Annotated in this window: 11 protein-coding genes; 6 read left to right on the top strand and 5 right to left on the bottom strand. The window is 65.3% G+C overall.

Annotated elements, in window-relative coordinates:
* Nucleotides 1-48 precede the first annotated feature (48 nt).
* The 3 genes from ACED18_RS06345 (at nucleotide 49) to ACED18_RS06335 (ending at nucleotide 3,212) form a co-directional block, all read left to right on the top strand.
* Nucleotides 49-1,005, top strand: coding sequence for a helix-turn-helix domain-containing protein (locus tag ACED18_RS06345; protein WP_377290078.1), 957 nt, complete (start codon nucleotides 49-51; stop codon nucleotides 1,003-1,005).
* Nucleotides 1,006-1,185: 180 nt separating this feature from the next.
* Complete coding sequence (gene adh / locus ACED18_RS06340) at nucleotides 1,186-2,694, top strand: aldehyde dehydrogenase (RefSeq protein WP_377290076.1); 1,509 nt, start codon at nucleotides 1,186-1,188, stop codon at nucleotides 2,692-2,694.
* A gap of 125 nt (nucleotides 2,695-2,819) precedes the next feature.
* On the top strand, nucleotides 2,820-3,212 hold the full coding sequence (locus ACED18_RS06335; RefSeq protein ID WP_377290074.1) for a DUF779 domain-containing protein: 393 nt from the start codon (nucleotides 2,820-2,822) through the stop codon (nucleotides 3,210-3,212).
* Here the strand turns inward: ACED18_RS06335 and ACED18_RS06330 are convergent.
* Nucleotides 3,199-5,037, bottom strand: coding sequence for a hypothetical protein (locus ACED18_RS06330; RefSeq protein ID WP_377290072.1), 1,839 nt, complete (start codon nucleotides 5,035-5,037; stop codon nucleotides 3,199-3,201). The two genes, ACED18_RS06335 and ACED18_RS06330, sit on opposite strands and share 14 nt — an antisense overlap.
* Nucleotides 5,038-5,249: 212 nt before the next feature.
* Here ACED18_RS06330 and ACED18_RS06325 point away from each other — a divergent pair, with 212 nt between their 5' ends.
* Genes ACED18_RS06325 through ACED18_RS06315 form a run of 3 tightly spaced genes read left to right on the top strand, consistent with a single transcriptional unit; the run spans nucleotide 5,250 to nucleotide 7,347 of the window.
* A complete protein-coding gene (locus ACED18_RS06325; RefSeq protein WP_377290070.1) occupies nucleotides 5,250-6,272 on the top strand; it encodes a glycosyltransferase in 1,023 nt (340 codons plus the stop codon).
* Nucleotides 6,269-6,985, top strand: a complete 717-nt coding sequence (locus tag ACED18_RS06320; protein ID WP_377290068.1) for a class I SAM-dependent methyltransferase — start codon at nucleotides 6,269-6,271, stop codon at nucleotides 6,983-6,985. Before ACED18_RS06325 ends, ACED18_RS06320 begins: the two co-directional genes overlap by 4 nt.
* Nucleotides 6,982-7,347, top strand: a complete 366-nt coding sequence (locus ACED18_RS06315; RefSeq protein ID WP_377290066.1) for a transporter — start codon at nucleotides 6,982-6,984, stop codon at nucleotides 7,345-7,347. The genes ACED18_RS06320 and ACED18_RS06315 overlap by 4 nt, the downstream gene beginning before the upstream one ends.
* 50 nt (nucleotides 7,348-7,397) lie before the next feature.
* Here ACED18_RS06315 and ACED18_RS06310 read toward each other — a convergent pair whose 3' ends face one another.
* The 4 genes from ACED18_RS06310 to pgeF form a co-directional block, all read right to left on the bottom strand.
* Nucleotides 7,398-8,330 (bottom strand): ribose-phosphate pyrophosphokinase, encoded by a 933-nt coding sequence (locus ACED18_RS06310; RefSeq protein ID WP_377290064.1) that lies wholly within the window; start codon nucleotides 8,328-8,330, stop codon nucleotides 7,398-7,400.
* A gap of 218 nt (nucleotides 8,331-8,548) precedes the next feature.
* Nucleotides 8,549-9,481, bottom strand: a complete 933-nt coding sequence (locus ACED18_RS06305) for a hypothetical protein (protein ID WP_377290062.1) — start codon at nucleotides 9,479-9,481, stop codon at nucleotides 8,549-8,551.
* 177 nt (nucleotides 9,482-9,658) lie between these two features.
* Entirely contained in the window at nucleotides 9,659-10,810 is a 1,152-nt protein-coding gene (locus ACED18_RS06300) for a M24 family metallopeptidase (protein WP_377290060.1), read from the bottom strand.
* A 3-nt stretch (nucleotides 10,811-10,813) separates the two neighbouring features.
* Nucleotides 10,814-11,623, bottom strand: coding sequence for a peptidoglycan editing factor PgeF (gene pgeF, locus ACED18_RS06295; RefSeq protein WP_377291071.1), 810 nt, complete (start codon nucleotides 11,621-11,623; stop codon nucleotides 10,814-10,816).
* Nucleotides 11,624-11,815 lie beyond the last annotated feature (192 nt).

Below are 11,815 nucleotides of genomic sequence, written 5' to 3'. Positions count from 1 at the left end.
CACCGGATAACGATGCGTCTGGAGGAAGCCGCACCGGGAGGAAGACCCATGAGCCAGCACGTCGATCATTGCGAACGTGTCTACAAGGTCGCGACCGAAAAGTCATCGGCGGCCAGTTCGCCCATTGCCGCCTCGTGGCGGCGCTGCATGAGCCTGCATCATCTGACACCGGAAGAGGCCAAGGGGCCGCAGCGCCTGTCGGAGGCCGAATTCCGGCTGGTGCGCGAGCGCGCCACGCCGCTGATCGAGGAGGCCTCGGACGAACTCGACCGTCTCTTCTCGGTTGTCGGGCGTTCGGGCTGCTGCCTGCTGTTGACGGACGGGCAGGGGGTGGCGATCGATCGCCGCGGTGCGATGGGCGACGACAAGGAGTTCCGCTCGGTCGGCCTGTGGTCCGGCACGGTGTGGAGCGAGGCGAGTGCCGGTACCAACGGCATCGGTACGGCGCTCGCCGACGAGCGGCCCGTGATCATTCACCGCGACCAGCATTTTCTGGCACAAAACACCGGTCTTTCCTGTGCCACCGCGCCGGTGCGCGATCATCTCGGCCGGATCGCTGCCGCCATCGACGTCTCCACCTGCCGGGAGGATGCCACCGACATGTCGATGGCGATCCTTGCCCAGGCCGTGCGCGATGCGGCCGGGCGCATCGAGGCCAATCTCTTCCGCCGGGCCTTTTCGCGCGCCCGCATCCTTCTGTTGCCGCAGGCGGCGCGGTCGGGTCCGGCGCTTTTGGCCGTGGACCGCGACGATCTCGTGCTCGGGGCAACACGGGCGGCGCGCCATGCGCTCGATCTCGACGACAAGCGGATCGCGGCCGGCATTCCGGCAGCCGATCTCCTTGGCGATCGGGCGGACGAGGAGGCGGAACTGCCGGATGCCGAGCGTGCCGCGCTTCGCCGTGTTCTCGCGCGCGCCGATGGCAATGTCTCCCGGGCGGCGGAGATGCTCGGCATCAGCCGCGCTACCCTCTATCGCAAGATGCGCCGTTTGCAGATCGACTGATTGCCTGAATTTGCGGCAATGCAACATGGCAACCTGCCTTTTTCTGTCGCAGATGTGAGACAGATGTGACAGTCGGACGGCCCGGGCGGGCTGTTCAAGCGACCCAACTCGGCCCACCTTCTTCCCGACGGCCCCTGGAGGAGCCCTCACAGTTTGCCAACACATTCGGGAGGAATGGCCATGTTGCATCAGAAGATCGTCGAGAACCCCTTCAAGCAGAAGTACGGCAACTTCATCGGCGGCGAATGGCGCGAGCCGGTTGCCGGGCGTTACTTCGACAATACGACGCCGGTGACCGGTGGCGTCCTGTGCCAGATCGCACGCTCGCAGGCCGAGGACATCGAACTGGCGCTCGACGCCGCCCACGCCGCCAAGGACAAGTGGGCCCGCACCTCCACCACCGAGCGCGCCAACATCCTCATGAAGATGGCGCAGCGCATGGAGGACAACCTCGAACTGCTCGCCAAGGCCGAGACCTGGGACAACGGCAAGCCGCTGCGCGAAACCATGGCTGCCGACATTCCGCTCGCCATCGACCACTTCCGCTATTTCGCCTCCTGCGTTCGCGCCCAGGAAGGCTCGATCGGCGAGATCGACCACGACACGATCGCTTACCACTTCCATGAACCGCTCGGCGTCGTCGGCCAGATCATTCCGTGGAACTTCCCCATCCTGATGGCCGCGTGGAAGCTTGCGCCCGCGCTTGCCGCCGGCAACTGCGTGGTGCTGAAGCCGGCCGAGCAGACGCCGGCCTCGATTCTCGTCTTTGCCGAAATCGTCGGCGATCTCCTGCCGCCGGGCGTGCTCAACATCGTCAACGGCTTCGGTCTGGAAGCCGGCAAGCCGCTGGCGTCCAACCCGCGCATCGCCAAGATCGCCTTTACCGGTGAAACCTCCACCGGCCGCCTGATCATGCAGTATGCCTCGCAGAACCTCATTCCGGTGACGCTGGAACTGGGCGGCAAGTCGCCGAACATCTTCTTTGCCGACGTGATGGCGGAAGACGACGACTATTTCGACAAGGCGCTCGAAGGCTTTGCGATGTTCGCGCTGAACCAGGGCGAAGTCTGCACGTGCCCCAGCCGCGCGCTGGTGCATGAGAAGATCTACGACCGCTTCATGGAACGCGCCATCAAGCGCGTCGAGGCCATCAAGCAGGGCAACCCGCTCGACGTCTCCACCATGATCGGCGCTCAGGCCTCCTCCGAGCAGCTGGAGAAGATCCTCGCCTATATCGACATCGGCAAGCAGGAAGGCGCCAAGGTGCTGACCGGCGGCGCGCGCAACGAGCTTGAAGGCGATCTCGCCGGTGGCTTCTACGTCAAGCCGACGGTCTTCCAGGGCCATAACAAGATGCGCATCTTCCAGGAGGAAATCTTCGGGCCGGTGGTTTCGGTCACGACCTTCAAGGACGATGCCGAAGCGCTCGAAATCGCCAATGACACGCTCTACGGCCTCGGTGCCGGCGTGTGGAGCCGCGATGCGAACCGGTGCTACAACTTCGGCCGCAACATCCAGGCCGGCCGCGTGTGGACCAACTGCTACCATGCCTACCCGGCCCATGCGGCCTTCGGCGGCTACAAGCAGTCGGGTATCGGCCGCGAGACGCACAAGATGATGCTCGATCACTACCAGCAGACCAAGAACATGCTGGTCAGCTACTCGCCGAAGGCGCTGGGCTTCTTCTGAGCCGGAACCCGCAACGACGGCAAGAGACGGGGGGAGCGGCACGGCGCCGCTCCCCCATTCCTGTTTGACGGGGCGCCCGCGGGAGGAGACGCGGCCGGTCCCGAAGGCATTCGAAGGAGGTTTTCATGACGGACGATGTGGTGCGCGTCAGCGCGACGGCTGAGGCGCGGGCCTTTCTGGCCGAGATCCGGCAGGATCATCCGGATGTTCTGTTTCACCAGTCGGGCGGCTGCTGCGACGGGTCTTCGCCGATGCTCTATCCGGCTGACGACTATATTGTCGGCGATCACGACGTGAAGCTCGGCGAGATCGACGGCGTGCCGGTCTATATCTCGGCCTCGCAGTTCGAGGTGTGGAAGCACACCGAACTCATTCTCGACGTGGTGCCGGGACGCGGCGGCATGTTTTCGCTCGACAACGGCCGCGAGCGGCGTTTTCTCACCCGCTCCCGGCTTTTAAATGGCGGCGGCGAGGCCTGCGCCATCCCGACTGTCCGCCCCAGCGTCACGCTGGCCTGAGGCGGAAGAGACGGAGGGACGCGCCTTCCGGCTGCGGGATCGGTTCCAGGAACGCCGGTATCTCGTTTCGGTCCAGACGGGCGTAAAGGCCATCCGGCGCGCGGGTGGCGAGGATTCGCGTTTGCGGATCCTGTGCGCAGAATGTGACGATGGTGACGCCAAGCGCGCGCATCTGCGCTTCGGCTTCCGCAGGCGGCGCCATGCCAATCTTAAGCTCCGCCAGCATGCCGGCCTGGTTGCGGTGATAGGGTGCGGTCAGGACCCGGTGCGGCGTGAAGCGCAGCAGGGCGACGCCGAGGTCGGAAGGGGCAAGTACCGCGGTCGGCGCTTCGTTGGCGAGCGCTGCGAGATTGGCGGGGCTGCCGCAGGCTTCTCGGTGGCCGACCGTCTCGCCGCTGATTTCGGCAAGCTTGCGATCCCGTGCCTCGGAGGGGATGGCCAGTGCCAGTATCGACCAGACCGGACTGATGCTGGCGAGCGTCAGGCCCGCGAAGGCCAGGCCGCGGCCGATGTTTTTCGGCTCGGCGGTGGCGCGGGCGCGCAGGTCGGCAATGGCGGCCGACAGGGTGATGACGGCCAGAAGATCGAGAAAGAGCACGCCGCGCACCTGAAACAGGGTGACGCCATAGGCCGTCAGGATCAGCGGCAGCAGCACGAGATGCTGCGCGCGCCGGTCGTTTTGCGCAATGCGCCACAGGCAGACGAGAAGCGCAAGCGTGCCGGGGACATAATAGGTGGCGAGCTCGGCCGGCTCGCGGGCGAAGACGGCGGTCACCGGCTGCGCCTCCTGAATGCCGCTCAGCCACAGTTCGATCAGAAGCGGGTCCATGGTTGCGAAGGGGTCGGCGAGGCATTGCGGGGCGACGCGTAGGGTGACGACGACGACGGCTGCGCCGACCAAGGCGAGGCCGGCGAGGCGCGCGGGTAGGGGTGTCTTGCCGAGGGTCGCGGCAACGGCTGCAAGCGCCAGCGCGCCCGTCAGCGCCGGTGCGAGGAAACCGAGCGAGATGTTGTCGCAGGTGACGCGCAGGTAATGTGCGGGCGGGATGGTGGCGAGGAAGCTCGCAGCAAGGATGCCGGCAAGCGTGAGCGTGAAGGCGAGCGTTGCACCGCGGACTTCGGCGCCCAGCACGCACCACATCAGCGCGACCACGGTGCAGCTTGCCGCCACGAGCGGGATGGTCTCCACGCCGATGCAGATGGCGAGGGCGGTGCAGAGACCGGACAGTGCAAAGCTTAGAGGATGTCGGCCGCGATCCAAGAGGCCGGCGACCGTCAGCGCAATCAGCGACATCTGCACATTGTGATGATCGATCGCGCCCGGGCGGAACTTGACCCCCGCGATTAGCATGATCGATCCGAGGACCAGCGCGATCTGCAGAGCAGGCCTTCCGCCGAGATTCTGCCCGCTGCGGCCAATGCCGTAGAGAATGGGGACGACGAGGATGAGCGGCCAGATCGTGACCGCGATGCGCTCGGCAGTGACGGGATCCGTGAGGAGGGAGAAGCCGCGGATCATCGTTGCGATCGGCAGATCCACGAAACGCGACCAGTGCATTTCCGTGCCCCCCGGCGGGCCGAGACGATACTGCGTCGTGTCGAACCAGGACTGGCCGTTGACGAGGTCGCGGACCTCCACAAGGCGCATGCCGTCATCATTGTCGATGCCGACATAATCGGTGTTGTTCTTCAACCCAAAGAGGAAAAGGAGAGCGATGGTCAGGCCTGCGGCGATGAGCACGGCCTTCCATGGTGAAGCGGAGGATGCGGCCGACGAGAGGCCGGTACCGTTCGGCTGGATGGCAGGGGAAATGCGCGTGGTCATCGCTGTCTCCGGGCGTTTCGCAGGGCGTTGCGAGGCCCTGAACCCTAGCCGGCGCTGTTAAAGCAAATCTAAAGACTGCCACGGAAGTCGCCAGAAACCGGCTGTTAACCCTGTTTGCCTAGATTCGCGCGAGGGCTGTGCATCACGCCAAGCCCGCGTTTCTCCTCCACGGTGGTCGAGCCATTTCTGCGACGCCGCGACTGAAGGTTTTCATGCTCGCCGATCTCGATATTGCCGTGCTGCTGCCCTGCTACAACGAGGAAAAGACCATTCTCGATGTGGTGCGCGGCTTTCGCCAGGCGCTGCCGCGGGCGCGGATCTATGTCTACGACAACAACTCGCGCGACGACACGGCGCTGAAGGCGGCGCTCGCCGGCGCCATCGTCCGGACCGAGCGGCGGCAGGGCAAGGGCCATGTCGTGCGGCGCATGTTCGCCGATATCGATGCCGACATCTACATCATGGCCGATGGCGACGGAACCTACAGCCCGGAGGATGCGCCGCAACTGGTGCTGAGCCTTTTGACCGAGCGCGCCGACATGGTGGTCGGCACCCGCCGCGGGGTCACCGCCGATGCGGGCCGGCAGGGGCACGCCTTCGGCAACCGTCTTTTCAACCGGCTCTATCGCACCGTCTTCGGAGCGGATTTCACTGATATTTTCTCGGGTTACCGCGTCTTCTCGCGGCGTTTCGTCAAGAGCTTTCCCGCGCTGTCCGGGGGCTTCGAGATCGAGACGGAGATGTCGGTGCATGCCTCGCGGCTCAAGCTGCCCGTCTGCGAACTCGCGCTCGATTACGGCCGCCGGCCCGAGGGATCGACCTCCAAGCTCTCGACCTTCCGCGACGGCGGGAAGATCCTTTGGATGTTTGCGCTGCTGATGAAGGAGACGCGCCCCTTCGCCTTCTTCGGTGTCGTCGGCCTTGCCTTCATGCTGGCGAGCCTTGTGCTGATGGAGCCGGTGCTGGTCGAATATTTCCGCACCGGTCTCGTGCCCCGCCTGCCGACATGGGTGCTTTCGGTCACGCTGATGCTGATCGCCTTCCTCATGGGAACGGTCGGTCTCATTCTCGATTCGCTGGCACGCTCGCGGGCCGAACAGTTGCGCATCCATTATCTGTCGCTGCCGCAGGTAAGGTCACCGGCGTCTCGCGGCGGGTCGTCGTCCGAAGAGGATGCATCGTTGAGCGGCGGCGAGACGCTGTCTCTGGCCGCCCGTTCCGGAGGACATCGATGAACCGCGAAACCACCAACCGCATCCGCTTCGTCATCGAGGACGTGCTGCCGCCGATCCTGCGCGATTCCGCGATGTTCCGGGGGCTGGCGAAACTCGTCTGGGGCGAGCACATCGTGCATCTCGCCAGGTTCCGTGAACGCGCGCCGCTGCTGACCCCGGAGGAGTACGAGACGCTCTACCGCCATCATCCGCGTGTTCATGCCGGCACGGACAATTCCGAGGCCTGCATCCGCCGCATCGTGGGCGCGATCGAAGGCGAGAGCGTGTGCGATGTCGGCTGCGGCACGGGGGCGCTGCTCACCCATATCCGGGCCGGCAATCCGGGCCTCAAGCGCCTGACGGGCGTCGATTTCGTGGTGGAGGATGCCGCCCAGCTCGACGGCATCGATTATGTCGCGGCGCGCATCGAGGACCTTCCCTTTGCCGATGGCGAATTCGATACGGTGGTCTGCACCCATGTGATCGAGCATGTGCTGGATTACCGGCAGGCGATAGCGGAACTGCGGCGGATCGCGCGCCGCCGGCTCATTATCGTCGTGCCGCGCGAGCGAGAGTATCGCTACAGCTTCAACCCGCACTTCAATTTCTTCCCGTACACGCACTCCTTCCTTCGGGCCATGCATCCGCTGCCGGCCGATTATGTCTGCGTCGATATCGGCCGCGATATCTTCTACAGCGAGGTGAGGGGCGAGCAGGCGAAGGTGGCGGCGTGAACGGCGCGCCGCAATCGCCGCTGATCTGGGCGGGGCTTCTCGGCACGCCGCTCCTGATCGCGGTCGGGCAACTGCTGTTCAAGCTGACGAGTGCCCAGGTGGGAGAGCCGGGGGTGCGCAGCCTCCTCGGCCTGTTTCTCAATCCGACGCTGATTGTGGCGCTCGTCATCTACGGGCTCGGCACGATCATCTGGATCTTCGTGCTGCGCAGCGTACCGCTGACGCTCGCCTATTCCTTCATGGCGTTGACATTCTGCTTCGTGCCGGTGCTGGCCAGCCTGTTTCTCGGCGAAATCCTGACGGCGCGCACGCTGATCGGCGCGGCGCTGCTCGTTGCCGGCACCATCGTCATCAACAGCTGATTTTCGCTGGGGAAAAGAACGCCGGCAGACTCCGCCGGCGGTTCGGCGCGTCAGTCGAAGAGGCTCGAGACGGATTCTTCCATGCTCGTGCGGTTGATCGCTTCGCCGAGCAGGCTCGCAGTCGAGATGACGCGGATGTTGTGGGCCGACTGGACAGCCGTCGTCGGCTGGATCGAGTCGGTGATCACGAGTTCCTTGAGCTTGGACGCGGTGACGCGGGCAACGGCGCCGCCGGAAAGCACGCCGTGGGTGATGTAGGCCGTCACGCTGGTCGCGCCGTTCTTGAGAAGTGCTTCCGCCGCATTGCACAGCGTGCCGCCGGAATCGACGATATCGTCGATCAGCAGGCAGTCCTTGCCGGTGACGTCGCCGATGACGTTCATGACTTCGGATTCACCCGGGCGGTCGCGGCGCTTGTCGACGATGGCCAGGAGACAGTCGAGACGCTTGGCGAGCGAGCGGGCGCGCACCACGCCGCCGACATCGGGCGACACGACCATGACGTTCTTCAGATCGTAATTGTCCTTCACGTCGCGGGCGAGGATAGGGATGGCGTAGAGATTGTCCGTGGGGATGTCGAAGAATCCCTGGATCTGGCCGGCATGCAGGTCGAGCGTCATGACGCGGTCGGCGCCGGCTTCGGTGATCAGGTTTGCAACGAGCTTGGCGGAGATCGGCGTGCGCGGACCGGGTTTGCGGTCCTGACGGGCATAGCCGAAATAGGGAAGCACGGCGGTGATGCGCTTGGCCGAGGACCGGCGCATTGCATCGATCATGATCAGCAGTTCCATCAGGTGGTCGTTCGTCGGGAACGAGGTGGACTGGATGATGAAGACATCCTCGCCGCGCACGTTTTCCTGGATTTCGACGAAGATTTCCTGGTCTGCGAAGCGGCGGACCGTGGCTTTTCCAAGCGGTAGGCTGAGATAGGAGCAGATGGCTTCGGCAAGGTGTCGGTTCGAGTTGCCTGCGAATACCTTCATGGATGGTCCGCCTGTCTGGGCGCGTCACGGCAAAAGGCCGTGCGAGCGTTGGTCTGCAGCCCCGTCACCGAAAGAGGCTGCCTTTTCGGGCTTAATAACCGCCCACGCCCCGATTGCAAGGGGGCGCTGATGGAATCCTCAAAACGTAATCGGTTTAAAGGTGCAAAACCGTTGACGGGGCAAAGCCTTGCGGGGCGCCTCCGACGTTTCGATTTTGGTTAACGGCCGTTGCGCCAGGCAAGGTAGCTGTCGATCGTCTTGCTGGCGATGGCCTGCATAGTGGAGGCAGGGACACCGGCCCAGGGATCGCCGCCGCCGCCCGGTGCGGTCTCCTGTCCCTGGATGCGGTTCAGCCGGTTGCCGGAAGCATCCAGCACGTCCCAGACATAGGTGACGGTCGTGTTGGAGCCGTCGGCGAAGGCGGAGAAATAGCCCTTCAGCATATGCTCGGCTGAGGCATCCGTGGCGCTCTTGATGGTAATGCCCCTGGCCCGGGCATCCGCACCGAGCTGTCGGGACAGCGGCGTGACGGCCTGGACGGGAGCGCCAATGATCGGCAGGAAGCGCACGGAAAGCGCCGTTGCCTGCGGGTTGACCGCCGCGGTCTGGGTGGCCGGCTGCTGTTGCGTCGTCGTGGGCGTCGTCGCCGGCTGGGTCTGGGCCGCCTGGGTCTGGGTCGGCTGGGTGGCAATCTGCTGCTGGGCGGTGGCCGGCTGGTTGCCCAGCGCCGCAGCCTGTCCTTCCAGCGTGCCGGCCGGATCGCGGTAGGTGCCGTTGCCCGCAACCGTCGTCTGCTGCAGGGACGTCGTCGCGCTCGAGGGCGGGGCGGCAAGCGTCTGGCCGGTGATCGGCTGTTCGCTCTGGACCGGGCCGCGGTTTGCGGCCAGTTGCTGGCCGCCGGTCACGGGCGCCTGGTTGTCCATGCCGTCGAGGTCACGCTGGGTGACGGGCGGCGAGTTGAAGCTGGTGCCGTTTCCCACATCCACCTGCGGGGTCAGGGCATCGGTGCTGTTGCAGCCTGCGATGATGAGCAGGAGCGAGAGTGCGAGAGGGCCGCGCCCGACCAGGGTCAAAAGCCGCCGCTCGCGTGGCGCGGCACTCTGCGCCGGAGGGATGATCGTCTGGTCCTGTCGGTCGCACACGGGCGTCATCAGCTACTCCTACCTGCGTCCATCCGGGCAATGGGGATCATCGACCGGATCGACAGAAGCGTAGTTTCAAGGACCGATAACACCCTGGATGCGTCGAGAAAGAGGCGTGGCACGGATCGGCCCGATGATGATCAGGGCGTCTCCACCCTGTCAATCAGCCATCCTCGCCAGAGAATCTTAAGCAGAGATGAAGTCGAGCCCATATCGGGAAAGGGCGCGGGGCTCGCCAGCCGTCGTCAGGTAGGTCTGGCCGAGTGTCATGGCCGTGCCCGTCTCGCTGTCCATGATCACCATGTGGACGAAGAGCGACATGTCCGGCTCGATCGGATACGGATTGCCGACATGGAACATCTGGCTCTCCATCCAGGAGGGCGAGAAGCGCGCGCCGACGGAATAGCCGCAGGCGTTCAGCCGGTGCTTGGCAAGGCCGCGCTCGTCCATGATGCGGGCATGCACGTCGAAGACCGTGCCGAAGGTGTTGCCGGGGCGCAGCACCATCTCGATCGCCTGCATGGCCTCACGGCAGGCGCTGTAGAGTTCGCGGTGGCGGTTGGTGGGCTCGCCGATGATGACGGTGCGCATCATGGGGGCGTGGTAGTGGGCGCTGACGCCGGCCCATTCCAGCGTCAGCTGGTCTTCGGCATCGAGCTTGCGTCGGCCGGATTTGTAGCGGACGAGGAGGGCATCCGTGCCGGAGCCGATCACGAATTCGTTGGCGGGATAATCGCCGCCGCCGGCCAGCACCGCGCCCTGCATGGCGGCGAGGATATCGGCTTCACCAGCGCCGGGGCGGATGAGCGGGAGAGCGGCATCAAGGGCGGCATCGGCCAGTTCGCCGGCCTTCACGACGTGGGCGATCTCGGCCTCGCTTTTGACGAGACGCAGGTTGCCGACCAGCGCGGAGGCATCGACGATCGCGCCGAAGCTCGTCAGCTGATGGTCGAGCAGGCGGGCGATGCGGCCGGTCATGCCGTGGGTGTCGAATTCCACGCCGATGCGGCAGCCGAGCAGGTCGAGATCGGAGAGCATGTTCTTGAGATCGACGGTCGGATCGGCATTGACGCGGTCGACCCAGATCTGGATGCGCTCGATATTGGAGGTGTGGCGGGCCTGGCGCAGGTCGGCCGAGCGGGTCAGCAGCGTCATGGAGCCGTCGAGCTTCACCACCAGCGTCTGGAAAAAGCAGTAGCCGAAGGTATCGTAGCCGGTCAGCCAGTACATGCTTTCCTGCGCGAAGAGCAGCATGGCGTCGAGCTTTTCCTCCCGCATGCGGGCCGTCAGCCGCGTCAGGCGCGCGGCATATTCCTGTTCGGCGAAGTGCAGGGCCATGGCTTAGCGCTCCCGGATCATGATGGCAGAGATCTGCCGGCCGTAATCGGGCTCGGCGCGATGGGTGGTGCGGCGGTAGGAGAAGAAGCGGTCCTCGTCCGGATAGGTGCAGATGTCGAGATTGTCGGCGGCGACGCCGGCATCCGTCAGCCGCTTCACAGTCAGGGCCGGCAGGTCGAACATGAAGTGGCCGGGACGGGCGGCCGCGGTGAAGAAGCGGACATAGTCCGGATCATGGGCGAGGAATCGATCGTAGAACTCCTGGCCGACCTCGTAGTTCCGCCGGCTGATCGACGGGCCGAGGCTGGCTGCGATGCGCGTCCGGTCGGCGCCGAGCGCTTCCATGGCCGCGACGGTTGCCTCCAGCACACCGCCGAACGCGCCTTTCCAGCCGGCATGGGCGGCGCCGATGACGCCTGCTTCCGGGTCGGCGAACAGGATCGGCCCGCAATCGGCCGTCAGCACGCCGAGGATGAGGCCGGGCGTGGCGGTGACGAGGGCATCGGCCTCAGGCCGCGCGCCGTCATAGGTCCCGTCCACGGTGACGACGTCGGGCGAATGGACCTGATGGACGGTGGCGAGGCGGGCGGGTTGCGCGCCAAACCAGGCGGCGACGCGGCGACGGTTTTCGTGAATGGCTTCGCGGCTGTCATGCGAGCCGAGGCCGACATTCAGGCCGCGGTAGAGCGGGCCTTCGGAAACGCCGCCCGCGCGGGTGAAGTAGCCGTGCAGGATGCCGGCAGCCGACAGCGCGGCAAGACGGGGCGACTGGATGGGATCCGGGCCGGTGGATGTTTGCGCGGCGGTCTCGATTGGGGTCACGGTGTTGCTGTCTCCGCTGGTTCAGGCGTTGGCGGGGGCCTGTCTGCCAGTTCCTGGCCCTGAAGGGCGCGTCGTCGGGTTGAAACTACGGCTCGGGTCGATCGATCCTCGTTCGGCTCCGGCGTGGTGGGCGGATGCTGTCGCCCGAAGGTTTTGGTGCCGCGCAAGTCTCAGTGCGCGTGC

Origin of the sequence: Rhizobium sp. SG2393, from assembly GCF_042610495.1 — a bacterium.
Classification (GTDB): Bacteria; Pseudomonadota; Alphaproteobacteria; order Rhizobiales; family Rhizobiaceae; genus RU20A.
Note: the sequence above shows the minus strand (reverse complement) of the source record. Positions and strands in the feature narration are given on the sequence as shown.

What these genes read in the sequence shown, in the direction of transcription:
- ACED18_RS06345 (WP_377290078.1), top strand. Translation starts at nt 49, where the DNA reads ATGAGCCAGCACGTCGATCATTGCGAACGTGTCTACAAGGTCGCGACC.
- adh (WP_377290076.1), top strand. Translation starts at nt 1,186, where the DNA reads ATGTTGCATCAGAAGATCGTCGAGAACCCCTTCAAGCAGAAGTACGGC.
- ACED18_RS06335 (WP_377290074.1), top strand. Translation starts at nt 2,820, where the DNA reads ATGACGGACGATGTGGTGCGCGTCAGCGCGACGGCTGAGGCGCGGGCC.
- ACED18_RS06330 (WP_377290072.1), bottom strand. Translation starts at nt 5,037, where the DNA reads ATGACCACGCGCATTTCCCCTGCCATCCAGCCGAACGGTACCGGCCTC.
- ACED18_RS06325 (WP_377290070.1), top strand. Translation starts at nt 5,250, where the DNA reads ATGCTCGCCGATCTCGATATTGCCGTGCTGCTGCCCTGCTACAACGAG.
- ACED18_RS06320 (WP_377290068.1), top strand. Translation starts at nt 6,269, where the DNA reads ATGAACCGCGAAACCACCAACCGCATCCGCTTCGTCATCGAGGACGTG.
- ACED18_RS06310 (WP_377290064.1), bottom strand. Translation starts at nt 8,330, where the DNA reads ATGAAGGTATTCGCAGGCAACTCGAACCGACACCTTGCCGAAGCCATC.
- ACED18_RS06305 (WP_377290062.1), bottom strand. Translation starts at nt 9,481, where the DNA reads ATGACGCCCGTGTGCGACCGACAGGACCAGACGATCATCCCTCCGGCG.
- ACED18_RS06300 (WP_377290060.1), bottom strand. Translation starts at nt 10,810, where the DNA reads ATGGCCCTGCACTTCGCCGAACAGGAATATGCCGCGCGCCTGACGCGG.